Annotated in this window: 22 protein-coding genes; 11 read left to right on the top strand and 11 right to left on the bottom strand. The window is 65.4% G+C overall.

Features of this window, described 5'->3' with window-relative positions; translation table 11 throughout:
* Window positions 1-17 precede the first annotated feature (17 nt).
* Window positions 18-233: a DUF2783 domain-containing protein gene (locus tag CVS48_RS10810; RefSeq protein ID WP_167400973.1), complete on the top strand. Its 216-nt coding sequence runs from the start codon at window positions 18-20 to the stop codon at window positions 231-233.
* A gap of 195 nt (window positions 234-428) precedes the next feature.
* On the opposite strand, the gene CVS48_RS10805 is transcribed toward CVS48_RS10810, so the two are convergent.
* A complete protein-coding gene (locus tag CVS48_RS10805; RefSeq protein ID WP_100854454.1) occupies window positions 429-1,337 on the bottom strand; it encodes a LysR family transcriptional regulator in 909 nt (302 codons plus the stop codon).
* Window positions 1,338-1,498: 161 nt separating this feature from the next.
* Here CVS48_RS10805 and hmgA point away from each other — a divergent pair, with 161 nt between their 5' ends.
* The 3 genes from hmgA to CVS48_RS10790 all read left to right on the top strand — a co-directional run bounded on the left by hmgA (window position 1,499) and on the right by CVS48_RS10790 (window position 5,681).
* The gene (gene hmgA / locus CVS48_RS10800) at window positions 1,499-2,797 is read left to right on the top strand and encodes a homogentisate 1,2-dioxygenase (RefSeq protein ID WP_100854453.1); all 1,299 of its coding nucleotides are present in this window, start codon (window positions 1,499-1,501) and stop codon (window positions 2,795-2,797) included.
* 151 nt (window positions 2,798-2,948) lie between these two features.
* Window positions 2,949-4,268: a fumarylacetoacetase gene (gene fahA / locus CVS48_RS10795; RefSeq protein WP_100854452.1), complete on the top strand. Its 1,320-nt coding sequence runs from the start codon at window positions 2,949-2,951 to the stop codon at window positions 4,266-4,268.
* 279 nt (window positions 4,269-4,547) lie between these two features.
* On the top strand, window positions 4,548-5,681 hold the full coding sequence (locus CVS48_RS10790) for an IS481 family transposase (protein WP_100854451.1): 1,134 nt from the start codon (window positions 4,548-4,550) through the stop codon (window positions 5,679-5,681).
* A gap of 77 nt (window positions 5,682-5,758) precedes the next feature.
* Here CVS48_RS10790 and CVS48_RS10785 read toward each other — a convergent pair whose 3' ends face one another.
* Together CVS48_RS10785 and CVS48_RS10780 are read right to left on the bottom strand one after the other, a co-directional pair.
* Window positions 5,759-7,654, bottom strand: coding sequence for an LTA synthase family protein (locus CVS48_RS10785; protein WP_100854450.1), 1,896 nt, complete (start codon window positions 7,652-7,654; stop codon window positions 5,759-5,761).
* A 214-nt stretch (window positions 7,655-7,868) separates the two neighbouring features.
* On the bottom strand, window positions 7,869-8,597 hold the full coding sequence (locus tag CVS48_RS10780; protein WP_100854449.1) for a FadR/GntR family transcriptional regulator: 729 nt from the start codon (window positions 8,595-8,597) through the stop codon (window positions 7,869-7,871).
* A 127-nt stretch (window positions 8,598-8,724) separates the two neighbouring features.
* Between CVS48_RS10780 and CVS48_RS10775 the strand changes: the two genes are divergently transcribed.
* The 5 genes from CVS48_RS10775 (at window position 8,725) to CVS48_RS10755 (ending at window position 13,394) form a co-directional block, all read left to right on the top strand.
* A complete protein-coding gene (locus CVS48_RS10775) occupies window positions 8,725-9,573 on the top strand; it encodes an NAD-dependent epimerase/dehydratase family protein (protein WP_100854448.1) in 849 nt (282 codons plus the stop codon).
* An 8-nt stretch (window positions 9,574-9,581) separates the two neighbouring features.
* Entirely contained in the window at window positions 9,582-10,460 is an 879-nt protein-coding gene (locus tag CVS48_RS10770) for an SMP-30/gluconolactonase/LRE family protein (protein ID WP_100854447.1), read from the top strand.
* Window positions 10,461-10,571: 111 nt separating this feature from the next.
* Window positions 10,572-11,549 (top strand): TRAP transporter substrate-binding protein, encoded by a 978-nt coding sequence (locus CVS48_RS10765; protein ID WP_100854446.1) that lies wholly within the window; start codon window positions 10,572-10,574, stop codon window positions 11,547-11,549.
* 7 nt (window positions 11,550-11,556) lie between these two features.
* Entirely contained in the window at window positions 11,557-12,120 is a 564-nt protein-coding gene (locus tag CVS48_RS10760) for a TRAP transporter small permease (RefSeq protein WP_100854445.1), read from the top strand.
* A complete protein-coding gene (locus CVS48_RS10755; protein ID WP_100854444.1) occupies window positions 12,111-13,394 on the top strand; it encodes a TRAP transporter large permease in 1,284 nt (427 codons plus the stop codon). The genes CVS48_RS10760 and CVS48_RS10755 overlap by 10 nt, the downstream gene beginning before the upstream one ends.
* Here CVS48_RS10755 and CVS48_RS10750 read toward each other — a convergent pair.
* From CVS48_RS10750 to CVS48_RS10730, 5 genes are all read right to left on the bottom strand, one after another.
* A complete protein-coding gene (locus CVS48_RS10750) occupies window positions 13,346-14,137 on the bottom strand; it encodes a phosphatase PAP2 family protein (RefSeq protein ID WP_100854443.1) in 792 nt (263 codons plus the stop codon). The two genes, CVS48_RS10755 and CVS48_RS10750, sit on opposite strands and share 49 nt — an antisense overlap.
* A 68-nt stretch (window positions 14,138-14,205) precedes the next feature.
* Window positions 14,206-15,555 carry a sensor histidine kinase gene (locus CVS48_RS10745; protein WP_100854442.1) on the bottom strand — a complete coding sequence of 450 codons (1,350 nt, stop codon included), beginning with the start codon at window positions 15,553-15,555 and terminating at the stop codon, window positions 14,206-14,208.
* Window positions 15,552-16,265, bottom strand: coding sequence for a response regulator transcription factor (locus tag CVS48_RS10740; protein WP_100854441.1), 714 nt, complete (start codon window positions 16,263-16,265; stop codon window positions 15,552-15,554). Before CVS48_RS10740 ends, CVS48_RS10745 begins: the two co-directional genes overlap by 4 nt.
* A 47-nt stretch (window positions 16,266-16,312) precedes the next feature.
* Complete coding sequence (locus tag CVS48_RS10735) at window positions 16,313-17,728, bottom strand: FAD-binding oxidoreductase (RefSeq protein ID WP_100854440.1); 1,416 nt, start codon at window positions 17,726-17,728, stop codon at window positions 16,313-16,315.
* A 98-nt stretch (window positions 17,729-17,826) separates the two neighbouring features.
* Window positions 17,827-18,456 carry a BPTD_3102 family carboxylase-like protein gene (locus CVS48_RS10730; protein ID WP_100854439.1) on the bottom strand — a complete coding sequence of 210 codons (630 nt, stop codon included), beginning with the start codon at window positions 18,454-18,456 and terminating at the stop codon, window positions 17,827-17,829.
* Between the two features lie 319 nt (window positions 18,457-18,775).
* Between CVS48_RS10730 and CVS48_RS10725 the strand changes: the two genes are divergently transcribed.
* Together CVS48_RS10725 and pgi are read left to right on the top strand one after the other, a co-directional pair.
* The gene (locus CVS48_RS10725) at window positions 18,776-20,170 is read left to right on the top strand and encodes a phosphomannomutase/phosphoglucomutase (protein WP_100854438.1); all 1,395 of its coding nucleotides are present in this window, start codon (window positions 18,776-18,778) and stop codon (window positions 20,168-20,170) included.
* Window positions 20,171-20,177: 7 nt separating this feature from the next.
* A complete protein-coding gene (gene pgi, locus CVS48_RS10720) occupies window positions 20,178-21,731 on the top strand; it encodes a glucose-6-phosphate isomerase (RefSeq protein WP_100854437.1) in 1,554 nt (517 codons plus the stop codon).
* A 71-nt stretch (window positions 21,732-21,802) separates the two neighbouring features.
* Here the strand turns inward: pgi and CVS48_RS10715 are convergent, their stop codons facing one another.
* Genes CVS48_RS10715 through CVS48_RS10705 form a run of 3 tightly spaced genes read right to left on the bottom strand, consistent with a single transcriptional unit; the run spans window position 21,803 to window position 25,196 of the window.
* The gene (locus tag CVS48_RS10715) at window positions 21,803-22,930 is read right to left on the bottom strand and encodes a glycosyltransferase family 4 protein (protein ID WP_100854436.1); all 1,128 of its coding nucleotides are present in this window, start codon (window positions 22,928-22,930) and stop codon (window positions 21,803-21,805) included.
* The gene (locus tag CVS48_RS10710) at window positions 22,927-24,084 is read right to left on the bottom strand and encodes a glycosyltransferase family 4 protein (RefSeq protein WP_167400972.1); all 1,158 of its coding nucleotides are present in this window, start codon (window positions 24,082-24,084) and stop codon (window positions 22,927-22,929) included. Before CVS48_RS10710 ends, CVS48_RS10715 begins: the two co-directional genes overlap by 4 nt.
* On the bottom strand, window positions 24,081-25,196 hold the full coding sequence (locus tag CVS48_RS10705; protein WP_100854435.1) for a glycosyltransferase family 4 protein: 1,116 nt from the start codon (window positions 25,194-25,196) through the stop codon (window positions 24,081-24,083). The genes CVS48_RS10710 and CVS48_RS10705 overlap by 4 nt, the downstream gene beginning before the upstream one ends.
* Window position 25,197 lies beyond the last annotated feature (1 nt).

Genomic DNA, 25,197 nt, shown 5'->3' with positions numbered 1-25,197 from the left:
CCAGAGGTCATCCCATCATGCTGATAACCGACACCAACCTGAGTTCGCCCGACGATTTCTACGAGGCGCTGATCGAAACCCATCGCGACCTGACGAACGAGCAAAGCCACGAACTGAACGCCGCGCTGATCCTGCTGCTGGCCAACCATCTGGGCGACATGGCCCTGTTGCGCGAAGCATTGCAGCAAGCCCGAGAGTCAGTGGTGGGATGTAGGATGGGTGAAGCGCGCTAGATCGTAGGATGGGTGGAGCGCGATAAAAAATAAAGAAGAACGAAAACATCGAACGCGCGCAACCCATCAAGCAGCGTTGAATTCCGGGAAGATTCAGCCATAACGCAAACGCTGCATGATGGGTTACGCGCGATTCACATCGGTTTTCTTTTTGCCGATTTTTCGCGCTTCACCCATCCTACGAGCATCCGGCGTTCACCCCCCCACCCCAAACGTATTCAAAATCAACCCGCGCAGCCATTGATTGCCGCTATCCCGATCAACCCGGCGTTGCCAATACAGGTTTGTCTGTAATGCCGGCACCTTCACTGGCGGTGTCATGAAGCGCAACCCAAACGGCCGGGCGGCGCTGGCGGCCAGCTTTTCAGGCACAGTGGCCAGCAGATCCGTTGCGCTCACGATATACGGCACGGCCGAAAAGTGCGGCACGCTGAAGTGTTCCGCCAGCACCACCCCCGCGCGCTCCATTGACTGGTTCACCTGCCCATAGGGCGCGGCGCGCGACACGATCAAATGGCGCTCCGCGCGAAATGCCTTGATGCCCATGCCGGCATGCGCCGTGGGATGCGCTTGCCGGAACAAGGTTGCGTAGCCCTGGCGAAACAGCATGCGTTGCAACGTGCCCGCGCCCATCTCGTCGAACGCGCCAATCGCCAGGTCCACCCGGCCCGACTCCATTTCGCGCGGCAAGTCCGGCCCCTGCACCCGCACTGAATCAATCCGCACGTGTGGCGCCACCTGCACGCACACTTCCATCAAGCGCGGCATGAAGTGGATTTCACCCACGTCCGTCATCGCCACGCGAAAGCGTCGGCTGCTGGTCGCGGCGTCGAACACATCCTGGTCTTGCAGCGCCTGCGTCAGCACGGTCAGCGCTTCACTGACGGGGCCGGCCAGCCGCTGCGCCCGGGGAGTGGGCAGCATGCCCTGCCCCGTCCGCACGAACAGCTCGTCGCCAAAGGCCTCGCGCAGACGGCGCAGCGCGTTGCTGACGGCGGGTTGCGTCAGGTCCATGCGGCGCGCCACGGCCGACAGGTTGCGGTCTTCCAGCAAGTGCTGGAACAAGATCAGCAGATTCAGATCGACGTCGCGCAGTTCGGCCATTGCCGCCCCCCCTACTATTCACGAAATTTATAGTCTGTATTTTTGCATTCCCGTATCCATAGTGGTGATTTTTTCCGACAATGACGCATTGCCGCTGTTTTTACAGACGGCCCCATACCGACCGCGCGGCCACGCACCGCGCCGCCACCCAGGAGGATTCCATGGAACTGCAATATCTGACCGGTTTCGGCAACGACTGTGCCACCGAGGCACTGCCCGGCGCCCTGCCCGTGGGCCGCAATTCGCCCCAGCAATGCCCCTACGGCCTGTATGCCGAACAGCTTTCCGGCACCGCCTTCACCGCCCCGCGCAACGAAAACCGCCGTTCGTGGCTGTACCGCATCCGCCCGGGCGCGCAGCACAAGCCGTTTGAAGCGTTTGACGGCGCCGCGGGCTGGGAAAGCACGTTCGGCCACGGCCCGGTCACGCCGAACCAACTGCGTTGGAACCCGCTGCCGATTCCCGCCGCCCCCACCGACTTTCTGGAAGGCGTGAAGACCTGGGGCGGCAACGGCGGCCCCGACGAACAGGGCGGCGTCGCCATTCACCTGTACGCCGCCAACCGCTCAATGCAGGGTCGCTACTTCTACAACGCCGACGGTGAACTGCTGCTGGTGCCGCAGCAAGGCCGGCTGCGCCTGGCTACCGAACTGGGCCTGATCGATCTTGAGCCCCTGGAAATTGCCGTGATTCCGCGCGGCGTGCGCTTTCGTGTCGAACTGCTGGACGGTGAAGCGCGCGGCTACATGCTGGAGAACTTCGGCGCGGCGCTGCGCCTGCCTGAACTGGGCCCCATTGGATCAAACTGCCTGGCCAACGCTCGTGACTTCAAGACGCCGGTGGCCTGGTACGAAGACGTCGAAGGCGACTTTGAATTGATCGCGAAGTTCACCGGCGGCTTCTGGCGCGCGTCCATCGACCATTCACCGCTGGACGTCGTGGCCTGGCACGGCACGCATGCGCCCTACAAGTACGACCTGCGCCACTTCAACACCATCGGCTCGATCAGCTTCGACCATCCGGACCCGTCGATCTTCACCGTGCTGACCGCGCCGTCGGACACCCCGGGCACGGCCAACATGGACTTCGCGATTTTCCCGCCGCGCATCCTGGCCATGGAAAACACCTTCCGTCCGCCCTGGTTTCACCGCAACGTCGCCAGCGAGTTCATGGGTCTGATCCAGGGCGTGTACGACGCCAAGGCCGATGGCTTCGCGCCCGGCGGCGCCAGCCTGCACAACTGCATGAGCGGCCACGGCCCCGACGCCGAGACGTTCGAAAAGGCCTCGCACGCCGACACGCACAGCGCCCACTACATCCGCGATACGATGGCGTTCATGTTTGAAACGCGCCGGGTGATCCGTCCGACCGCGCAGGCGCTGGCTTCCAAAGACCTGCAAGGCGACTACTACCGGTGCTGGCAGGGCATCGTGAAGCACTTCGATCCCAACAAGGCGTGACGGCGGTTCCTCGCTGATCCACGTTCACGGCGATGCGCGCAAACGCATCGCCGTTTGGCGTTCAACATTTGGCGTTCAATGTTTAGCGCACACAATTTGGCATTCCTCCGGCTAGCCGCCCCCAACACACACATTAACGAGACACGCAGCCATGACCACCTCGATAAACGAAACCCACGACCCGTCCTTGAAAAGCTGGATTGCCAGCGCCAACACCGGCACGTCGGACTTTCCGGTGCAAAACCTGCCCTACGGCGCGTTCCGCCGCAAGGGCTCGAACGAATCGTTCCGCCCCGGCGTGGCCATTGGTGACCAGATCCTGGACCTGGCCGCGCTGGCGGCGGCTAAGCCGTTTGAAGGCCAGGCCGCCGAAGCCTTGGCCGCTTGCGCCAGCGACAGCCTGAATGCGCTGATGGCCTTGGGCCAGGCACATTGGAGCGCCCTGCGCCTGGCACTGTCGCGCGCGCTGCGCGAAGGCGCCGCGTTGCGCAACGTGGTCGAGCCGCTGCTGGTTGCGCAAGCCGACGCTGAGCACACCACGCCCGCGCGCATCGGCGACTACACCGACTTCTACATCTCGGTGCATCACGCCACCGCCATTGGCAAGCAATTCCGCCCGGACAACCCCTTGCTGCCGAACTACAAGTGGGTGCCCATCGGCTACCACGGCCGTGCGTCCAGCATCGGCGTGGACCAGAAGTTTCCGCGCCCCGTGGGCCAGACCCGCCCCGCCAACGAAGGCGACGCGCCGCAGTTCGGCCCTTGCGCCCGCTTGGATTACGAATTGGAACTGGGCATCTTCGTGGGCACCGGCAACGCGCAAGGGGATCGCATCAACCTGGCCGACGCCGATGGCCACGTGTTTGGCCTGTGCATCCTGAACGACTGGTCGGCGCGTGACATCCAGGCCTGGGAATACCAGCCGCTGGGACCCTTCCTGTCGAAGAACTTTGCGTCAACGATCTCGCCGTGGATCGTAACGATGGAAGCGCTGGAGCCGTTCCGCACGCAGTACAACCGCGGTCCGTCCGAACCGCAGCCGATGCCGTACCTGGCCTCCGACGCGAACCGCGCCAAGGGCGCCTACGACGTGCAACTGGAAGTGCTGATGACCACCGCGCAGTCGCGCGACGCCAAGCAACCGCCGGTGACCCTGTCGCGCAGCAATTTCCGCGACGCTTACTGGAACGTGGCGCAACTGATTGCGCACCACACGGTGAACGGCTGCAACCTGCAACCGGGCGACATGCTGGGCACCGGCACGCTGTCCGGCCCGCAGCCGTCGGAAGCGGGGTCCTTGCTGGAATTGAGCAATGGCGGCAAGACCCCGATTGATCTGCCCTGGGGCGAAAAGCGCACCTTCCTGCAAGATGGCGACCAGATCATCATGCGCGCCGCATGCGAGAAAGCGGGCTACCCGAAAATCGGTTTCGGCGAATCCTCCGGCGTAGTGCTGCCCGCCAAATTGTAGGATGGGTGGAGCGCGGCAAGCCGGGTGAAAGAACCCCACCCTTTGCCGCGCGCAACCCATCGTGACTGCGCCCGGGAAGGGTTATTTGCTTGCCGGGCGTGATGGGTTACGTGCGATGGGAGGTGGGGTTCTTGGGTGAAGATTTCTCGCACTTCACCCATCCTACGTGACCACGACTTCATCACGGCGCTTGTATGGCCCGGGGACATGGGTAACGGGTGTTCGGGGACATAGGTAACACTTCTAGCATCACGGTATGGTCGTTTTTAGGAGCGAGCGATGCCGTGGAAGGAGTCAAGCCTTATGTCCTGCCGAATGGAGTTCGTTCAGCTTGCCCTGCAACCGGGCAGCAATGTGCGGGAGCTTTGCCGGCGTTTCGATATCAGCGCCAAGACCGCATACAAGTGGTTGGGCCGCTACGAGCAGAACGGCCAGGCTGGGTTGCAAGATCTGTCTCGCAGGCCAGGCAATAGCCCTGGGCGCACGTGTGAGCAAATCGAAGCGCAGGTGATCGACCTGCACAAGCGTTACCCGTACTGGGGGCCTCGCAAGTTGCGGGCGCTGCTTGGGCCGACTACGGCGCCCGCGCCCAGTACCATCTCGGCAATTTTGCGACGACATGGCTATCGGGTCCAAGGCGAGGACTCGAACGTCGGGCTGGCGAACCAGCGCTTTGAGCATGAGGCGCCAAACCTGTTGTGGCAGATGGACTTCAAGGGGCACTTTGCCCTGACCGACGCGCGTCAGGGACGGTGCCATCCGCTGACGCTATTGGACGATCACTCACGCTACGCCCTGTGCATCCAGGCTTGTGGCGATGAGCGCAGCAAAACTGTGCAGCAGCACCTGAAGGCCGTATTTCGCCGTTACGGATTGCCCGAACGGATCACCGCGGACAACGGCCCATCCTGGGCATCGGTGCGCGGCCTGGGGCTGACAGGCCTGGAGGTTTGGCTCATGCGGCTGGGTGTGCGTATCAGTCACAGTCGCCCTCGCCACCCGCAAACCCAAGGCAAGCTAGAACGCCTGCATCGAACGCTCAAGCGCGAGTTGATCCAGGCCCGGGGGTTTAGCAGTCTGCTGGACTGCCAGCAAGCCATGGATCAGTGGCGTGAACAGTACAACCACGTCCGGCCCCACCAGGCGTTGGGGCAGATGCCGCCCCTGTCGAGATATAGACCTAGCCCTCGTCGCTATCCTGCCTCGTTGCCTCCGATCGAATACGAGTCGGGCGATCGAGTGCTCAAGGTCAGGACCAAAGGGCAGATCATTGTGAACGGACGCGTCGTCTTCGTCGGAGAGGGAATGGCGGGTCTGCCTGTCGCGGTCAGACCCTCCTCGCAAGACGGCGTGCTTGATGTCGTCTTCCTGTACAAAATTGTTCAACAGATCGACCTCAGAGCACCCCAATAGGATAAAAACCTATGTGTTACCCATGTCCCCGAACATGTGTCACCCATGTCCCCGGTCCATACAGCGCTAGAAACCCATCACGGCAATCGATACTTTTCTTCCCGATACGCCCAGCTTGCCCACAGCGCATGCGCCAACGCTTCTTCCGTCAACGCCGGGCCTGCCGGCTGCACGGGCGCATACGTTTCATTTTGCCCAACCGGCGCCGCTTCATAGCGGAATTCGCGGGGTTCCTTCGCGGGTTCCAGCACCAGCAGCTTGTCGCCTTGCAAATAGCCGAAGTTGTCCGCGTACTGCATCATCGCGCGGTTTGGGTCGCGTTGCGTCAGGTCGGCGCCCAACATCGGGTTCACGTTGTCCAGGCCGATCAGCGACAACAGCGTCGGCGCCATGTCTATCTGGCTCACCAAGCGCTCGTCCTGGCGCGGCGAGATGCCGGCGCCCAGGAACAGCGCGGGGATCTGGAAGTGGCGCACCGGTACGGGTATGGACCCATACACACGCGAATCGTGATCCGCGATCACCAGGAACACCGTGTTGTTCCAGTACGGCGCCTGCTTTGCCTTGTCGAAGAACTGCCCCAACGCCCAATCGGCATAACGCACCGTGTTGTCCACGGTGGCGGGGTCGCCCACCGGCTTGATGCGGCCTTCCGGGTATTCCCACGGCGAATGGTTCGACACGGAAAACGCCAGCGTGAAGACCGGCTTGTCGCCGTCGGCGCGCAGCAGGCGGTCTACCTGATTGAACATGTCTTCGTCGGACGCGCCCCATGAACCTTCAAACACCGGGTTCACGAACTTGGGCCGGTCGATCACTTCGTCAAAGCCGTTGCCCAGGAAGAACGCGCGCATATTGTCGAAGTGCGACTCGCCGCCATACACGAAGCGCGAGTGGTAGCCATGCTTGCCCAGCACCTGCGCCAAGGTGAAAAAGCCGGTCTGCGAGCGCGGCAGCTTGACCACCGCGTCGGCCACGCTGGGCAGAAAGCCCGCCGTCACCGCTTCAATGCCGCGCACCGAGCGCGTGCCGGTGGCGTAGGCGCGGTGGAACATCCAGCCGTCCTTGGACAGGCGGTCGATGTTGGGCGTCAGATCGCGTCCGCCCAAGCTGCCCACGTACTGCGCGCCCAGGCTTTCCTGCAGGATGATCACCACGTTCAGCGGCTTGTCGCGGCGCACGGTGGCCTTTTGTTCGTGCAGGCTGGGGTAGCGCGCATCCAGCGGCGCGCCGGTCAAGCCAGCTTTTTCGCGGACGATGGCGTTCATGCGGTCCACCGGCATCTTCGGATACATTGCCGCTGACGAGCGTTCATCGCGCATGCGATAGGCCGCATCGAACACGCTGTACAGCGAGTTCAGCGCCAGCGCATTGACCATGGCGTCCGAACTGAACGCCACCTTGGCCGGATTGATGGGGCGATGTTCCAAAGTGCCGCGCGCGCCCAGCACCACCAGCGCCAGGATCACGAAGGACGCAATCGGCCGCTTCCACCAGGCCATGAACCCATCGCGCGACCGCGTCGGAAACAGCTTGAATGCGAGCCACGCCGCCAAGACCAGCACCACGAACGCGGCCAGCAGCACGCCCTTGTAGCCCTGCCACAGCATCGACCCCACTTCCTTGGGATTGAGCAGGTAGATGAAGTACAGCCGGTTCGGCCGCGTGTCGTATTCCGCGATGAATTGCGGCGTGGACACTTCCAGCAGCACATACAGCATCCACCACACGCGGAACCACCACGCGGTGATGCGCGCGGCCAAGGGCCGATGCCCGAACCAGGGCGAGAACACCGCGGGCAGCGCGATCACCATGGACAAGAGGCAGACGTCGATGCGCAGCCCGCCCAGCAGCAGCGGCCACAAGCCGCCGGCCGCTTGCACGCGGTCCCACATCCAGAAAGCCAGCCCCAGCCGCGACAGCGTCAGCAGCACCAGGACGGCAAGAATGAATCGAAGTGTCAGGCGACGCATGCGGCGGCCCTCCGCAAGGGGTGAAGCGCGATTGCCGCTACTGATGAAAGAATGCCGCTATCCATGCCAAGCAAAACCATGCCGCCTCGTCGTTCGAAAATGAAACCGGGCAAAGATTAACGCGGTTTCTCCCTTGATGCGGTGCGATCGCAGTGACTCAAACGTTGTACGACATCGTATTTCAATAACACGCAGACCAAGCCGGCCTGCCGGGTTATTGCGCGCGGCGCAGCCGTTCGCGGCTGTTGCTCAGGTGCGTGCGCATGGCGGCGCGCGCGGCTTCGGCGTCCTGGCGCATGATCGCGCTGTAGATGTCTTCGTGTTCCAGATTCACACGGGCCAGATAGGCCGCGCGATCTTCGTGTGCGAACTTGGCGGAATTGATGCGGGTACGCGGAATGATCGCCGACCCCAGGTGCGACATCAGGTCCGCGAAATAACGGTTGTCGGTGGACTGCGCCACCAATAGATGAAACTGGAAGTCGGGCGTGATGGTGTCGCCGCCCACGTCCAATGCGCTTTTGAACAGGTCCAGCGCGCGTCGCATTTCCTGCAACTGCACGTCGCTGCGCCGAATGGCGGCCAGGCCCGCGGCCTCGCTTTCCAGGCAGATACGCAGCTCAAGCAGCACCAGCACGTCACGCACCGTGGCGATGTCGGCGGGGTCCACGCGGAAGTCGACACTGCCGCTGGGTTCCAGCGCATAGGTGCCCACGCCGTGATGCGTTTCGACCAGGCCCGATGCCTGCAGGCGCGACAGCGCCTCGCGCACGACGGTTCGGCTGACGCCAAACTGACGCATGATCTCGGACTCGGTGGGTAGCTTGTCGCCAGGGCGGATTTCGCCGCTGCGGATGCGTTCGGAGATGCTCTCGACCAAGCCTTGAGCCAAGTTCCGGGGACGACGCTGCGGCAAGACAGGAGTAGCGACTGGAGCGTTCATCAGGGTTAATCCGAAAATGAGTACAAAAGCTTGACGCTGAAATTTGCGGCTAATTATACTTTGCGCACGTTGTACGACAACGTACCAGATACGTTCCCACTCCGCACCTTTCACCGAGCGTTGCGACATGAGCAGAACCGTCAACCCGCCGCCAGCGACCACCCGCTGCCAGCGTCTACTACTGACCGGCGCCGCCGGCGGCCTGGGGCAAGTGCTGCGTCCCCGACTCAAACCTCACACCAACATACTGCGCGTTTCCGACGTGGCGCCCCTGGCCCCCGCGGAGGACGGCGAAGAAACCATGCTGTGCGATCTGGCCGACGCCGCCGCCGTGTCATCGCTGGTGCAGGGGGTGGACGCCATCGTGCACCTGGGCGGCGTGTCGGTCGAACGCCCATTCGAAGACATTCTTCCCGCCAACATACAGGGCGTCTACAACCTCTACGAGGCCGCCCGTGTGCATGGCGTGCGGCGCGTGGTGTTCGCGAGTTCCAACCACGTCATCGGCTTTTACGAACAGGGCCAGCAATTGGATGCCGACGTGCCATTGCGACCCGACGGCTACTACGGCCTGTCCAAAGCCTACGGCGAGCACCTGTCGCGCTTTTACTTCGACCGCTATGGCATCGAAACCGTGTGCCTGCGCATCGGCTCGTCGTTTCCAGCGCCCAAGGACCGCCGCATGCTGGTCACCTGGCTTAGCTATGACGACCTGACCGACCTGGTCACGCGCGCGCTGTTCGCCCCCGACGTCGGACATCTGATCGTCTATGGCGCGTCGGCCAACCGCGATAGCTGGTGGCGCGACGACGCCGCGAAGGTGCTGGGCTTTGTGCCCAAGGACTCGTCCGAGCGCTTCCGTGCGCAGGTGGAAGCGCAGCCGCCGCTGCCCGCCGACGACCCCGCCGCCCGGTATCAGGGCGGCGCGTTCGTCAAGGCAGGCCCGTTTCCCTTTCCCACCAACACCTCCAAGTAGGCGCCGCCATGCCCACAACCGCCGAACGCGTTGGAGACATGTTGTGCGGCGTCGGAGAAAGCCCGGTATGGCGCGCCAGCGACCAGACGTACACCTGGACCGACATCCCGAATAAATCGCTGTGGCGCTGGTCGCCCGCCAGTGGCGAATTCGCGCTCTGGTCGCTGCCCCAAATGGCCGGCTGCATCGCCATGCGCGGCGCGGGCTGGCTGCTGGCGATGGAAGACGGCGTGTACACCTGCGACGCGCTGCTGCCCGACACGCCGTGCCGGCCTCGCCTGCTGGCCGGCGTCACGCACGCGGCTGCCGACATGCGCTTCAACGACGGCCGTTGCGACCGGCAAGGCCGCTTCCTGGCTGGCACCATGGTGATGGACATGAGCCGGGCGCAAGCCGCCGGCCGCCTGTATCGGTTTGATTCCGACGGCCTGTCGGTGCTGCTGGACGACCTGATCGTGCCCAACGGCCTGGCCTTCAGCCCGGACGGCAAGACAATGTACCTGTCCGATTCCCACCCGTCGCGCGCCATGGTCTGGGCGTTTGATTACGACGTGGACAGCGGCACACCCCACAATCGCCGCCCCTTCATCCCTGCGCTACCCGCCGGCCGCCCCGATGGTGCCGCCGTTGACGCCGACGGCGGCTATTGGATCTGCGGCAACGACGCGGGCCGCGTCTATCGCTACACGCCCGATGGCCGGCTGGACCAGACCTACGCCGTTCCCGCCCGCAAGGTCGCCATGTGCGCCTTCGGCGGCGCGGGCATGGACACGCTTTTCATCACATCGATACGCCCCGCCGACGCCGCCCCCGGCGCTTTGGATGGCGCGTTGTTCGCCCTGCGTCCCGGCGCGCGAGGCCTGGAGGAAACCGCCAGCGCCGGTTAGCACCCGACCGGGGTGGCATTGCCGCGCCCCACGCAACGTAGGTCTGTACACGAAGAGCTTCGAGGCCGTCCTGGCCCATAACGAAACGCCGTACTCCAACCGGAGGTAGACATGCTGCGCCCCACCCTGACCCGCGCCATTTTGGCGGCGGTTGCCTTGCTGACGCTGGTCCCCCTTGCCAACGCGGCCGAGCTGCGATCCGCCGACATCCATCCCGATGACTATCCCACCGTGCAGGCCGTGCGCCAGTTCGGCGAACTGGTCAAGCAACGCACCAACGGCCGCATCACCGTCAAGGTCTACGCGGGCGGCTCGCTGGGCAATGAAGACGATTCGATCGAACAGGTAAAGCTGGGCGCCCTGGCGATGGCGCGCGTGTCCAGCGCCGCCATGCATAACATCTGCCAGACCACGCGCGTGCCGTCGCTGCCGTTCCTGTTCCGCTCGAAAGAACATCTGCACAAGGTGCTGGATAGCGAAATCGGCGACCAGATCCTGCGTTCTTGCGAGGCCGCCGGCTTTGTCGGCCTGGCCTGGTACGACAGCGGTTCGCGGTCCATGTACACGCGCAACAAGCCCGTCAAGACGTTGGCCGACGCCAAGGGCATGAAAATTCGCGTGCAGCAGTCGGACCTGTCCGTCGCCATGGTCGAGGCCATGGGCGGCAACGCCACGCCCATGCCCATGGGCGAGGTCTATACGTCGTTGAAGACCGGGCTGGTGGACGCGGCCGAAAACAATTTCCCCAGCTACGAAAGCGCGCATCACTACGAAGTTGCCAAGTTCTACTCCATGACCGAGCACACCATGACGCCGGAGATTCTGATTTTCTCCAAGCGCCAATGGGACAAGCTTGCGCCCGAGGATCAAAAGATCCTGCGCGAGGCCGCACGCGAATCGGTGCCGTTCATGCGCAAGCTGTGGGACGAGCGTGAACAGAAGTCGCGCGCCGTGGTCGAGAAGGCGGGCTCGCAGATCGTGGCGGTGGACAAGGCGTCGTTCCAGGGCGCGATGAAGCCGGTGTACGACCGCTTCGTGACCACCCCCGAAATGAAAGACCTGGTCGCGAAGATCCAGGCTGTTCAGTGAGGGCGCCATGTTGGCCACATCCACGAATGACACCCACGTAAAGGGAGAAGGCCGGGCGCAAGCCCTGGCCGGCCCGCTGGACGCCTACACGCGCGGCTGCGCCATGCTGGCGCGGGCCTGCATGTGGACCAGCGTGTTCGGGCTGATCTGCCTGATCGTCGCGGTCAGCTTGCAGATCTTCGGCCGCCACGTGCTCAACAGCACGCCCACCTGGGCCGAAAGCCTGTCGCTGCTGCTGGTGTTGTACGTCACGATGCTGGGCGCGGCGGTCGGCGTACGCGACGCGGGGCATATCGGCTTCGAGTCCCTGCTGGACGCGCTGCCCGCGCGCGGACAACGGCGGCTGCGCATTGTCATCCACCTGCTGGTGCTGCTCTTCGGCGTGTTGATGGCCTGGAACTGCGGCGTGCTGGCCGAATCGGTACACGCCTACAAGATTCCCAACCTGGGCATCTCTAACGCCTGGAAGTACGTCCCCGCAACCCTGTCGGGCACCTTGATCGCGCTCTTTTCGCTTGAGCACATCATCGCCATCCTGCGCAACCATAAGGTGGTACCAGCATGGCGCTGACACTGCTTTCGTTTACGTTCATGGGGTTCCTGGTGATCGGCGTGCCGGTGGCCTTTGCCATCGGCTTGTCGTCCCTCACCGCGATCATGGTCGAGGACCTGCCACTGGCCGTGGCCTTCCAGCAGATGACCTCGGGCATGAACGCGTTTTCGTTCCTGGCCATTCCCTTCTTCATCTTCACGGGAGAGCTGATGCTGTATGGCGGCATCGCCGAGCGCATCGTGAATTTCGCCAAGTCGCTGGTGGGCCATGTACGCGGCGGGTTGGGCATGTCCAACGTGGTGGCCTGCACACTGTTTGGCGGCGTGTCGGGCTCGCCGGTGGCGGATGTGTCGGCCATGGGCTCGGTGATGATTCCGATGATGAAGCGCGAGGGCTATCACGCCGACTACGCCGTGAACGTCACCACGCACGCGGCGCTGGTGGGCGCGCTGATGCCGACCAGCCACAACATCATCATCTACACCTTGGCGGCGGGCGGCAAAGTGTCCATTGCCGCGTTGATCGCGGCCGGCGTCGTGCCGGCGCTGATCCTGACGCTGTGCAACCTGGCCGCCGCGTATTTCGTGGCGCGCAGCCGGGGCTATCCGGCGGGCACCTTCCCCGGTTGGCGCATCGTGGCGCGTTCGCTGGCGGCGGCCGCGCCGGGCCTGTTCGTGGTGGTGCTGATCATCACCGGGATTCTCAGCGGCGTATTCACGGCAACGGAATCGGCGGCGGTGGCCGTGCTGTATGCACTGGCGCTGACGGTGTTCGTCTACCGCTCGTTGACCTGGGACCAGTTCGTGCGCGCCGCCAGCAAGGCGGTCAAGACGACGGGCGTGGTGTTGCTGCTGATCGGCATTTCGGCCACCTTCGGCTATCTGATCAGCTTCTACGGCGTGGCCGAGAAAACGGGCCAGCTGATGGCCTCGATCTCGACCAGCCCGTGGGCCATCTTCCTGATGGTGAACATCATCCTGTTCGTGCTGGGCACCTTCCTGGACATGGCCGCCACCATTCTTATCTGCACGCCGATCTTTCTGCCAATCTGCATGCAGTATGGAATGGGCCCGGTGCAGTTCGGCATCGTAATTCTGCTGAACTGCGCGCTGGGATTGAACACGCCACCGGTGGGCACCACCCAGTTTGTGGGGTGCGCCATCGGCGGGGTATCGGTGGGGACGGTGATGCGCACGATATGGCCGTTCTACGGGGCGCTGCTGGCCGCGTTGGCGCTGGTGACTTATGTGCCGGCGTTTTCTCTGTGGCTGCCTGGCGTGCTGCTTAACTGAGCGGACGTCGACGGGGATGGGCCGTTCGCACCGGCCCGCCCCACGATGACCGGAAGGAAGAACAGCGCCGCAAGAAACCACAGCAACGTGGCCGACCACAGCGTCTGGCTCAGGAAATGCGCGCCTTGCAAGATGCGCACCACTGAAAACAAAACGCCGGCCGACATACCCACCGCCAGGCCCCACCAGCGCCACGATGGCCGGTTCAGCGCCCAGCCGGCAAAGTAAAGCGTCAGCATCGAATAGCCCGCGCCCGCGTGCCCGCTCGGCAAGGCTCCCCCGGCTTGTGCGCGCACCCAGGTCCACCAGTGCTTCGGGTAGGGCGTATAACCCCCCAGTGTGGCCAGGTCGTAAGGGCGTGGCAAGGTCGTGTAGTGCTTGATCTGATTCACCAGCAACTGCCCGGCAAGGCAGGTTGCCGCCAGCGCCAATGCCGGCCCGCGCCACCCGCGCCATGACGGCACACGGAAACTGGCAGCCACCACGCCCGCCGCGCCCAAGGCCACGCCGATGGGCAGCACCAGCACGAGGCGATGGCCCAGCAATTCCAGCAAGCGGTTCGCGCGCAAGGGAAAGTCGTCCAGCGCCGGGTTGAACAGCGCCTGCGCGATGCGCAGGTCCAGACCCGACGCATTGGCCCACCATGAGACGGCAGCCAACACCACGGTCACGCCAATGAGTTGGCTGCATGAATACCAGGCAAGCGTGGGCGCGCGCGCCGCGGGCAACGAAGAGGATGGCATGGGAAACGTCGACGACGAGCGGTTCGGGAGCAAGCGCAGAGATTAGCCGGCCGAAGGTCGAAAATTCGTCAAATCCGCGTCGCCGCGTTTGGCTCCGCCGCGACGGAATAGGCGTCAAAGCGCAGCAGGAACCGCGTCCCCCGCGACGCGGGTTCTTGAGAAGACTCCACCGTCAGCAGCCAGCCTTGCATGTCGCAGACACGCTTGGCGATCGCCAGGCCCAGGCCACGCGCGGCCTCGTGCTGCTCGGCGGCACCCGAGTCCCGCATGCGGCCGCTGTAGTAACGGCGAAACAGAAACGGCAGGTCGTCCGCCGCAATACCCTTGCCGTCGTCGCTCAGCTCCAGCACGCCGGGCGCGTGAAACCGGGCGGTAAGCGTGGCCGGGGCGGCGTGCTCGACCGCGTTGCGCACCAGGTTGCGCAGCACGGTCAAGAGCGCGTAGCGGTCCAGGGTCAGCACGTGGCCGGGGCCAATCTGATTGTCGAAGCGCAAGTCCGCCAGCCCGGCCTGCGCCTCATAACCGCGCCACGCATCATCCATGCACACGCTGATATCCACTGGCGCGGGGGGCAGCAACTGGTCGCGCGCCATCGCGCGCGCGCTCTCCAGGCAGACGATCACATCGTCCACGTTGTCCACCACGCGCGTCAGGCGCTGGTGCTGATCTGGCGTCAAGGATTGGGTCAGCAGCATCAATTCGCTGTCGGAACGGATGGCAGCCAGCGGTGTGCGGATTTCGTGGCTCAGGTTGCCCGCGAACTCGCGTTCGCGCGTGATGGACCGGTCCACCTGATTCTGCACGCGGTTGAAGGCTTCGATCAGGCGGCCCGCCTCGTCGTCGCGGGTGACGGCCAGGTCGGGCGCCCCCGGGGCCCAGGTTGCCAGCCGGTCAGTCAGGTCCAGCAAGGGGCCCACCGCCACCGCCGCCACGCGTCGCGACAGGGCATAGGCGCCCAGCACACAAATGGCCCCCACGCCCAGCACGATCAGGCCAAAGTCGTGGACCCGCTCTTCGTTATCGGTGGCGTCGTACAGCAAATACACCTTGCCGCGACCGGTATCGGCCACCATCACGTGCCAGGTGTACGCGCCCGGCTCGATCAGGTGCAGGCCGTTGTCCAGCCCCAGCACCTCGTCGGGAATGCCGGCGGGACGCTGCCCGTCCACGCTCATCCACGCGCGCATCGAACCGCCCAGTTCGCGCACGCCCTGACGCGGCACGAACTCGTCGCTGGCGCGGGCGTGTTGCACCAGCCGGTCCATTTCGGTGTTGAGGATGTCGTTGACCAGGTCGTCTTCCATCTGGTCGAACGTCAGATAAGCCAGCAGGGCCAGCGCGGTCACGAACAGCGCCACCGTTCCGGTCAGGGCCCACACGACCCGCTGGGTCAGTGTGCCGCCCGCCGCGCGCGTCATGGCGCGGCTCCGCTCAGGGTCAGGCGCCAGCCGGTGCCGTGCAGGGTTTCAATGCCATCGAAGCCGGCATCCGCCAAGGCGCGGCGCAGCAGGTGCACCTGGCTGCGCAGCGCGTCGGACGACGGCGGCTCGTTGCCCCACAGCAGCGATTCCAGTTCTTCGCGGGCCACCACACGGCCCGGATCGCGCATCAGCGCTTGCATGATCAGGCTGGCCTTGCGCGTCAGGTGCACAGGCTGCCCGTTGACCAACACGCCCCGGCTGCGGGTGTCGTATTGCAGCGGGCCGAAAACACGCACCGCATCCACTGTTGCCCCCTTGGCGCGCTGAATCAGCGCCAGCAGCCGGGCTTCGACTTCGAGCAGGGCAAAGGGCTTGGTCAGGTAGTCGTCGGCGCCATGCGAGAAGCCCGTGAGCTTGTCCTCGAGGCTGTCGCGCGCGGTCAGCATCAGCACCGGTACATCCGCGCGCATGTCGTTGCGCAGCGCGTGCAGCACCGCATTGCCGTCCATGCCCGGCAAGCCGATGTCCAGGATCAAGGCATCGAAGCGCTGTGCCTTGACGCTCTCCAGTGCGGCGTGGCCGGTGTAGGCAACGTCGGGCAGGAACCCGCGCACTTCCAGGAAGGAATACAGGTTGCCCGCAATGATGTGATCGTCTTCGACAATCAGCACCCGGTAATTCGCACCCGCCGCGAGGCTGACTGCCATGGTTGACGCTCCGTGTGGATTGAACGCGAGTCCGGCGCCGGCACGCGCTAGGCTTGCAGCACCTTGCCCGGGTTCATCAGCCCTTGCGGATCCAGCGCGCGCTTGATCCGGTGCATCAGCGCCAATTCCACCGGGCTTTTGTAGCGCGGCAACTCGTCGCGCTTGAGCTGCCCCACCCCGTGCTCGGCACTGATGGAACCCTGGTGCGCATGCACGCTGTCGTGCACCACGCCATAGATCTCGCTTTGCAGCGCCAGCAGTTCGGCTTCGGTCTGGCCGGGCGCGTTGGCCACGTTGTAATGCAGGTTGCCATCGCCCAGATGGCCGAAGATGACGTGGCGCACGCCCGGAAAGCGCGCCTGCAACAAGGCATTGGTCTTGTGCACGAAGCCGGCGATGGACGAAATCGGAATGGACACGTCGTGCTTGACCGACTTGCCCAGCTCGGCTTCGGCCAGCGGAATGCTTTCGCGCAGATGCCACAGCGCCTTGCTCTGCGACACATTGGCGGCAATGGCGGCGTCGTGAATCAGGCCGGCGTCGATGGCCTCGCCCAGCACGGCTTCAAAGCGGTCACGCGCGTGCGCTTCGCTTTCGCTATCGGACAGTTCCAGCAGCGCGAACCAGGGGGATTCGGCGGAGTCGCCCTCAAACGGCAGGCGCTGTTGCGGGAACAGGCGTACCACCCCTTGCAGGCAGGCGTTGCTCATGAGTTCGAAACCTGTCAGCGCCGCGCCGAAGCCAGCGCGCGCGCGTGACAGCACTTCCACGGCCTGATCGATGGTGTCCAGCGTCAACAACGCGGTGCAGGAAGCAACCGGCCGTGGAAACAGTTTCAAGGTGGCGGCGGTGATGATGCCCAGTGTGCCTTCGCTGCCGATGTACAGGTCGCGCAGGTCGTAGCCGGTGTTGTCCTTGCGCAGGCCGCGCAGCCCGTCCCAGATCTCGCCTTCGGCCGTCACCACTTCCAGGCCCAGCGTCAGGTCGCGCGTGTTGCCGTAACGCAGCACCTGCGTGCCGCCGGCATTGGTGGCCAGGTTGCCGCCTATGGTGCAACTGCCTTCGGCGGCCAGGCTCAGGGGGAACAGGCGGTTGGCGCCCGCGGCGGCTTCTTGCACCGCTTGCAGGATGCAGCCGGCTTCCACAGTGATGGTGTCGTTGTCGGTGTCGAGGTTGCGCACCGCAGTCAGGCGGGCCGTGGACAGCACGATGGCGCGGCCGGTGTCGTCGGGCGTGGCGCCACCGCACAGGCCCGTGTTGCCTCCTTGCGGCACCACCGGCACGCCATGGTGCAGGCAGAGCTTCACGGCGTCGGCCACTTCCTGCGTGGAACCCGGCCGTATCACCGCCAGCGCCGACCCTCGGTAACGGCGGCGCCAGTCCAGCACATAAGACGCGGCGTCCTCGCCGGTCAGCACATGGGAAAAGCCCAGGAGGGACTGTAGATCGCTCAGCAATGTCATAGGCGCCGCACAGAAATGGCCTGGGACGCGCCCAGGCTTGGGGATAGGGATGTGCGAGCTATTGTAGGGGCGGAATCGCGCGGGCTAAAAGCGCCGCGCTAGCCGACGGCCTGGTCGAGTCGGGTGCCGGTCAGGCCCGAGCAGTAAGCCCGGGAGGCGATGCGATTCATCAGGAAAGCGCGGTCGATGCCGGCCGGGCCGGGCATTTCGGACAGCGCGCGGTAGGCACGGCGCAACGCTTCGCCGCGCGTGGCGCCGTACACCAGCAGCCGGGTGCAAGGCAGGCGGCGGTCGACGCAGCCGTCGATGCGCATTTCCAAGGCGTGGGCGCCCAGGGCGTCGGGGCTGGCCGGGATGGCACCGGCATGCGGCTGCACGTCGGCGCTGATCACGCGGAATACGCCGCTGCGGTCGTCCAGGGAAAAGGCCACGGCCCCCGTACCTTGCCAGTTGCGGTCGCGCGCGACCTCGGTGGCGACGCCACGCAAGGCGGCCTCGATGGAAGCCGGCAGATGCGGAGCGGGACATTCGGCGATCAACACACGGGCCTCGCGCCAGACGCAGCGTTCCCACGCACGGCCAGCGACCAATTCGCCCGACTCGGATACGAATACATGGATATCAAGCCGGCGTTCCTGGCCAGCGCCCGGACCGGCGTAGTCCGTGGGAGGACCGCGCCGGCTGGTGGCGCGCCCCGATGACATCACAGTGGAAACTTTGGCACCCATGGCCCCTCCTGTCATTCTGCTTGCAGCGCAAGCGTATCACCTTCGGATGACGAGCAAATTGTGTGCCATGCGCGCGCGCCCCGGAGCGGCTCCGTCCCCTCTTCCGAAGCGCACCGGATCAAGGCGGCACGCCACGCGCTACGCACCAATCCAGGGCGGGCGCCACCCCTAAGACGTCCTACTGCTCCCGTCGGATGAGGGCCATGCGCCAATGGGGGATAATTCACTTTTGATGCTTAACCCAGCCGGGTTCTGACATGCGGGTTTACCACTAGCCCCGTCGGCACTGGCGCTGCAACTCCCTACTCAAGGAATCGTCGTGGGTAATAACAACACGCAATTTCCCGCTTCTGTCTTCAAGGCTTATGACATACGCGGCACGGTGCCGGACCTGATCGACGCGACGTTTGCGCGCGCCTTGGGCGTGGCATTGGCCGCGCGCGCGCGTGACGAAGGCGTGCAGACCCTGGTGGTGGGCCGCGACGGCCGCCTGAGCAGCGAAATGCTGTCGGACGCCTTGCAGGAAGGCATGCAGGAAGGCGGGGTGGACACGCTGGATGTGGGCATGGTGCCGACGCCGCTGGTGTACTTTGCCGCGAACATCATGCAGACGGGGTCCGGCGTGGCCATCACCGGCAGCCACAACCCGCCCAAGTACAACGGCTTCAAGATGATGATGGGCGGCCGCGCCCTGTATGGCGAAGACGTGCTGGCCCTGGGCGCCGCCATGAATGGCGCGAGCCCGGCCCCGGCCGAACGCCCCGGCGTGCGCCGCCAACTGGACCTGGTCGCCGCCTATATCGCGCGCGTGGCCTCCGGCGTGAAGCTGGCCCGCCCCATGAAAATCGCGATCGACTGCGGCAACGGCGTTGCCGGCGCGGTGGCCCCGCAACTGTTCCGCGCGCTGGGCTGCGAAGTCACAGAACTGTTCTGCGAGGTGGACGGCACGTTCCCCAACCACCACCCCGACCCCGCCGAACCCAAGAACCTGCAAGACCTCATCAAGTGCGTGGCCGAGACCGACTGCGAACTGGGCCTGGCGTTCGACGGTGACGGCGACCGCCTGGGCGTGGTCACGAAATCGGGCCAGATCATCTGGCCCGACCGCCAACTGGTGCTGTTCGCGCGCGACGTGCTGGACCGCAACCCCGGCGCCACCATCATCTACGACGTCAAGTGCAGCCGCCACGTGGGCCTGTCCGTGCAAGCCGCGGGCGGTGTGCCGCTGATGTGGAAAACAGGCCATTCGCTGGTCAAGGCCAAGCTGGCCGAAACCGGCGCGCCCCTGGCCGGCGAAATGAGCGGCCACATTTTCTTCAAGGAACGCTGGTACGGCTTTGACGATGGCCTGTACACCGGCGCGCGCCTGCTGGAAATCGTGTCGCGCGACGCCGACGCCTGCGCTCCCCTGGAAGCCCTGCCGCAAGACGTCTCCACGCCCGAACTGAAGCTGGAGATGGAAGAAGGCCAGCCGTTCATGCTGGTGAAGGCTTTGCAGGAACAGGGGCAGTTCACCGACGCCAAGCGTGTCATCACCATCGACGGCGTGCGCGCCGAATACGCCGACGGCTTTGGATTGGCCCGCCCATCGAACACCACGCCCGTGGTGGTGCTGCGCTTTGAAGCCGAGAGCGCCGAGGCGCTGCAACGCATCCAGGCCGACTTCCGCCGCGAATTGGGCAAGCTTGCGCCAGAAGCCAAACTGCCGTTCTGACCCGCTCATGTCGCTACCGAACAGCCCAGCCTGGCAACCATTCACCGCGGCAGCCAAAGCCGCGCCCCTGCGCGGCGAGCAACTCAGGGTGATCACCGCACCGGGCCTGCGCCTGGATCTAAGCACCCAGGCACACTCGCCCGCCTTGCACGCAGCGTCTGAAGCGCTGCTGGCCCAGCAGCAGTTTGACGCCGCCCGCGCCACGCTGTTTGACGGCGGCCACGCCAACTGGACCGAAGGGCGCGCCGCCTGGCACACCGCCTTGCGCGCGGCCGAACCGCCCGCCGCGGTTGCCAACGCCGTGCAGGCCGAACGGGATCGCTTGCGCGAATTCGTGCGCGAGGCCGACCGCGCCGACCGCTACGGCTACGTGCTGCACCTGGGCATCGGCGGCAGCGATTGGGGGCCACGCCTGGTAAGCCGTGCGCTGCGCCATGGCGGCGCGCGGCGCGAAGTGCGCTTTGCGTCGAACGTGGATTCGCATTCCGTCGCCGACGCCATGAGCCGGCTGGATCCGCACGACACGCTGGTCATCGTCGCGTCCAAATCGTTCACCACGACCGAGCCGCTGGCCAATGCGGAAGTGGCGATGAACTGGCTGCGCGACGCCGGCGTGGCCGACCCCATCAAGCAAGTGGTGGCGATTACCTCCAACGTGGAAGCCGCGCTCAACCTGGGCATCTTGCCCGACCACATCTTCCAGATCTGGGACTGGGTGGGCGGCCGTTATTCGCTATGGTCCGCCATCGGCCTGCCGATTGCGCTGGCGTTGGGCAACGATGCATTTGATCAGTTGCTGGCGGGCGCCGCGGCCATGGATGAACATTTCCGCACCGCCCCCAACGCGGAGAACGCGCCGCTGCAACTGGCGCTGGCCGGTGTGGTCAACCGCAGCGTGCTGGGCTATGACTCGCTGGTGATTGCGCCTTACGACTCGCGGCTGGTTCACTTGGTGCCCTGGGCGCAGCAGTTGGAAATGGAATCACTGGGCAAGGTCGCCACTGAAGACGGCAGCCCTGTCGGCGTGCCGACCGGCCCCTCCGTTTGGGGCATGGCCGGCACCGACTGTCAGCACACGTTCTTTCAATGGCTGCACCAGGACGCCATGGGCGCGCCGGTGGACTTCATTCTTTGCGAGCAGCCCGACCACGCCTATGCGCGTCACCATGAACTGCTGATTGCCAACTGCCTGGCGCAGCGTTCGGCGCTGCTGCGGGGCAAGTCCTTCGACGAGGCGCTGGCCGAAACCTCGGCCACGGAAAGCGATCCGGCGCGCGCGCGGCTGCTTGCGCAGCACCGCGTTCATCCGGGCGGCCGTCCGTCGTCGCTGATCGTGCTGCCGCGCCTGGAGGCCTATACCCTGGGCGCGCTGCTGGCCTTGTACGAACACAAGGTGTTCGCGCAAGGCGTGATCTGGGGCATCAACCCGTTTGACCAATGGGGCGTGGAATTCGGCAAGGCGCTGGCCAAGAACATCATGCGCGAGCTGGATGCGCCGCAGACCAGCCAGCAAGACCCATCCACCCGTTTCTGGATCGACGCGATCGCGCGCGGGCGCTAGGCGGGCTCAATCAATCCTGAATCCGAACCCGCCGAATTCGCCGTATCAGCCGTATCAGCCGTATCAGCCGATCAAGCACCCAGGGCGTCGTACAGCTCGACATGGATGCGGGCAACCCGCTTGATGTCGAATTCGCTCTCGGCCAGTGCACGCCCCGCCGCGCCCATGCGCTGGCGCAAGGCGGCGTCCTCGGCCAGGCGCGCGATGGCGTCCGCCAGCGACTGCGCGTCGCGCACCGGCACCAGCAGCCCGGTCTGGCCGGGTTCGATGGCGTCGCGGCAGCCCGGCACATCGGTCGTCACCACCGCGCGCCCGCACGCCGCGGCCTCGATCAACGATTTCGGCAAACCCTCGCGATACGACGGCAGCACGGCGATATGGCTCGCCGCGTACAGATCGGCAATGTCCGAGCGTTCGCCCAAGGCCTGCACGGCGCCGTCGCGCTGCCAGGCGTCCACCTCGTCCTGCGTGGCGGACGCGGGGTTGCCCGCATCCAGCCCGCCCACCAGTTGCATGGTCACCGGCACGCCACGCGCGCGCAGCAGGGCCGCCGCCTCGACGAATTCGCGCACGCCCTTGTCGCGCAACAGGCGCGCCACCATGGTGACCACGACAGGCGGCGCAGGCGGTTCGGGCGACGCGCGATAGGCATCCAGGTCGACCCCCGCGCCGCGAATCATGACGACCTGTTCATCGCGCACGGCCCCCAGTGACTTGAGCAGGTCGCGGTCATTGGCGTTCTGGAAAATCACGCGGCTGTTCGGATGACCCAGCGCCACGCGGTACAGGCGCGCCACCACGGCGCGCACCAGCCGCATCTTCAGGGAATTGGACAGGAACACGAAGCCCAGGCCGGAAATTGCCGCCACCATGCCCGGCACGCGGGCAATGCGCGCGGCAATGCCGCCATACAGCACGGGCTTGATCGTGACCAGGTGCACCACGTCCGGACGCACGCGGCGGAACAGGCGCACCAGCGCCAGCAGCGTGCCCAGTTCCTGCAAGGGATGCTTGCCGCTGCGCGTCATGGGAATGGCGTGATGGGTCATGCCCAGCGCCTGGATGTCGGCCACGGCGGGGCCATCCATCGTGGCCACATGCACGTCATAGCCCGCTTGCTGCGCGGCCAGCGCCACCGGCACGCGATGCGACATGAAGAACGCGGGATTGTTGACGACGAACATCAGGCGACGGCTCATGCCTGGTCTCCGGCAATGCGGCGCCATACGGTGAGGTAATGCTGCACCATGCGCGCCAGATCAAAGTTTTCCAACACGCGCGCGCGGCCCGCCTCGCCCGCGCGTCCGTGGCCGCGCGCAGCCACGTCGCACAAGGCGGTCTCGATGCCGCGCGCCAGCGCCTCGGCTTGCTCGGGGGGCACGACGACGCCGGTGTCGGCGACGATGTAGGCGGCGTCGCCCACGTTCGTCACCACGCAGTAAACACCGCAGGCCATGGCCTCGGCCACCACGTTGGGAAAGCCCTCGGCGCAACTGGACAGCACGTGCACGTCCAGGCCGTTCATCACGGCGGGAACGTCGTCGCTGGGGCCGGCAAGGATGAGGCGGTCGCGCAGGTTCAGCTTGTCGACAAGCGCGCCAAGTTCGGCGTTGTCGGCCGTCATGCCGCGCCCGACCAGCACGCAGCGCAAGCCGCCGTCGCGGCCATCGCGCACCAATGCGGCCACCGCGCGCAGCAGGTTGGCGTGGTCTTTCAGCGGATCCCAACGGGCCACGCTGCCGATCACGGGTGCGTCTTCCGACAGTCCCCACTGCGCGCGCATGCGCGTGCGGGCTTGCGCATCGGGCGCATAACGCGACAGGTCGTAGCCGTTCGGAATCACCACCATGCGGTCGCGGCGGTAGCCGCGTTCGGCGTGCCGTTCGGCCGCATTCTGGGCGGCGCAGACGATGGCGCGCGGCACGCTGCCGGACAGCCAAGCGCAGGCGCGCAAGACCAGGCGCGCCGAGCGGCTGCTGCGTTCCAGATGCGCGCCGGAATTACGGATGCCCCAGGCCACCGCGCGCACGCCCGCCAGCCGTGCGGCCAGGCCGCCGATCAGGTCCGCGTGATACATCCAGGTCTGCACGACGTCAGGACGCTGAGCGGCGATCAGCCGGCGCAACGCCAAAAAACCGCTTGCGCTCACGCGCCCGCGCTTCATGCCCAAGGCATGCACGGGCACGCCGGCGGCACGCAAGCGCTCGCCATAGATGCCTTCATCGGTCAGCGACACGACGGTGTGCGACACGCCCGTTTCCGGGTACGTCGCCAAGCGCATCAACACGGATTCCGCGCCGCCCTGCCCCAGGCCCGTGATGACATGCAGAACGCGCAAGGCGGCGGTGCTCATCGCCCCTCCCGCACCGCGTCGAACAGTTCATCCCATTCGGACAGCACCGTGTCCAGGGCGTAACGCTGGCGCACGGCCGTGGCGGCGCACACGCCCAGTTGCCGACGCAGCAGCAGGTCGCTCATGACGCGCTGCAGGGCGTCTTGCAAGGCACTGGCGTCGCCAGCGGGCACCAGCAAGGCGTCCTGGCCGTCGCGCGTCATTTCGCGAGGGCCGCTGGGGCAGTCGAAAGCCACGCAAGGCAGGCCCAGCGACATGGCTTCCAGCAAGACATTCGGAAAGCCTTCCACCAGCGAGCTCAGCACAAAAGCCTGGCCGCGCGCGAGTTCTTCCCACGGCGCTTCGGTGCGGCCCGGCAGGCTCACGCGCGATTGCAGACCCAGCTTTTCAATCTGCGCCTCCAGCAGCGCGCGCTCGGGGCCTTCGCCCCAGATACGCAGGTTCCAGTCGGGGTGCGACGGCGCCAATTGTGCGAACACATTGATCAACACATCGAACTGCTTGTCGGGCACCAGGCGGCCCATCGCCAGCAATTCACGCGGGCCACCGTCTTCACGCTGGGCCACGCGCGGCGCGTCGAGCAGGGGCGCGGGCAAGGGGTTGGGAATGACGGCCAGGCGCTTGATGCCCGGCACCTGACGCGAGAACGGGCCAGCGGTGTCTTCGGCCTGCACCGTCACCATGTCGGCGCGCGGATACAGCAAGCGGCGCAGCTTGCGCCACACCGTGCCGGTGGTGGTTTCGGCCACGGGGTTGGTGCGTTCGCAAACGATAAGCGGCACGCCCAGGCCCCGCGTGGCGAGGATGGCGGCCACGTTGACGTTGGTCAGGAAAGACACGACCACATCGGGCTTGGTGTCGCGGATGTGCTTGCGCAAGGCCATCAGGCGCTTGAACGCGGCCATCCCGCCCGATGCGCGCGTGCCGGCGATATCGGCCAGCCAGGCGAGTGTGACCTTGTCCGACACGGGATAAAAGCAGGTGCCCTTGGACGAGTAGGTAGGCGTGAGCGTGACGGTGTCGCCGCGTTCGGCCCAGGCATTCACCAGCGTTGCGGCGACGCGTTCGGCACCGCCCGCGTGCATGGAGCTGACCAACATCAATATTTTCATG

The organism is Achromobacter spanius (assembly GCF_002812705.1).
Lineage (GTDB): Bacteria > Pseudomonadota > Gammaproteobacteria > Burkholderiales > Burkholderiaceae_B > Achromobacter > Achromobacter spanius.
This window is presented reverse-complemented; position numbering and strand designations above follow the sequence as displayed.

What these genes read in the sequence shown, in the direction of transcription:
- CVS48_RS10810 (WP_167400973.1), top strand. Translation starts at nt 18, where the DNA reads ATGCTGATAACCGACACCAACCTGAGTTCGCCCGACGATTTCTACGAG.
- CVS48_RS10805 (WP_100854454.1), bottom strand. Translation starts at nt 1,337, where the DNA reads ATGGCCGAACTGCGCGACGTCGATCTGAATCTGCTGATCTTGTTCCAG.
- hmgA (WP_100854453.1), top strand. Translation starts at nt 1,499, where the DNA reads ATGGAACTGCAATATCTGACCGGTTTCGGCAACGACTGTGCCACCGAG.
- fahA (WP_100854452.1), top strand. Translation starts at nt 2,949, where the DNA reads ATGACCACCTCGATAAACGAAACCCACGACCCGTCCTTGAAAAGCTGG.
- CVS48_RS10790 (WP_100854451.1), top strand. Translation starts at nt 4,548, where the DNA reads ATGCCGTGGAAGGAGTCAAGCCTTATGTCCTGCCGAATGGAGTTCGTT.
- CVS48_RS10785 (WP_100854450.1), bottom strand. Translation starts at nt 7,654, where the DNA reads ATGCGTCGCCTGACACTTCGATTCATTCTTGCCGTCCTGGTGCTGCTG.
- CVS48_RS10780 (WP_100854449.1), bottom strand. Translation starts at nt 8,597, where the DNA reads ATGAACGCTCCAGTCGCTACTCCTGTCTTGCCGCAGCGTCGTCCCCGG.
- CVS48_RS10775 (WP_100854448.1), top strand. Translation starts at nt 8,725, where the DNA reads ATGAGCAGAACCGTCAACCCGCCGCCAGCGACCACCCGCTGCCAGCGT.
- CVS48_RS10770 (WP_100854447.1), top strand. Translation starts at nt 9,582, where the DNA reads ATGCCCACAACCGCCGAACGCGTTGGAGACATGTTGTGCGGCGTCGGA.
- CVS48_RS10765 (WP_100854446.1), top strand. Translation starts at nt 10,572, where the DNA reads ATGCTGCGCCCCACCCTGACCCGCGCCATTTTGGCGGCGGTTGCCTTG.
- CVS48_RS10760 (WP_100854445.1), top strand. Translation starts at nt 11,557, where the DNA reads ATGTTGGCCACATCCACGAATGACACCCACGTAAAGGGAGAAGGCCGG.
- CVS48_RS10755 (WP_100854444.1), top strand. Translation starts at nt 12,111, where the DNA reads ATGGCGCTGACACTGCTTTCGTTTACGTTCATGGGGTTCCTGGTGATC.
- CVS48_RS10750 (WP_100854443.1), bottom strand. Translation starts at nt 14,137, where the DNA reads ATGCCATCCTCTTCGTTGCCCGCGGCGCGCGCGCCCACGCTTGCCTGG.
- CVS48_RS10745 (WP_100854442.1), bottom strand. Translation starts at nt 15,555, where the DNA reads ATGACGCGCGCGGCGGGCGGCACACTGACCCAGCGGGTCGTGTGGGCC.
- CVS48_RS10740 (WP_100854441.1), bottom strand. Translation starts at nt 16,265, where the DNA reads ATGGCAGTCAGCCTCGCGGCGGGTGCGAATTACCGGGTGCTGATTGTC.
- CVS48_RS10735 (WP_100854440.1), bottom strand. Translation starts at nt 17,728, where the DNA reads ATGACATTGCTGAGCGATCTACAGTCCCTCCTGGGCTTTTCCCATGTG.
- CVS48_RS10730 (WP_100854439.1), bottom strand. Translation starts at nt 18,456, where the DNA reads ATGGGTGCCAAAGTTTCCACTGTGATGTCATCGGGGCGCGCCACCAGC.
- pgi (WP_100854437.1), top strand. Translation starts at nt 20,178, where the DNA reads ATGTCGCTACCGAACAGCCCAGCCTGGCAACCATTCACCGCGGCAGCC.
- CVS48_RS10715 (WP_100854436.1), bottom strand. Translation starts at nt 22,930, where the DNA reads ATGAGCCGTCGCCTGATGTTCGTCGTCAACAATCCCGCGTTCTTCATG.
- CVS48_RS10710 (WP_167400972.1), bottom strand. Translation starts at nt 24,084, where the DNA reads ATGAGCACCGCCGCCTTGCGCGTTCTGCATGTCATCACGGGCCTGGGG.
- CVS48_RS10705 (WP_100854435.1), bottom strand. Translation starts at nt 25,196, where the DNA reads ATGAAAATATTGATGTTGGTCAGCTCCATGCACGCGGGCGGTGCCGAA.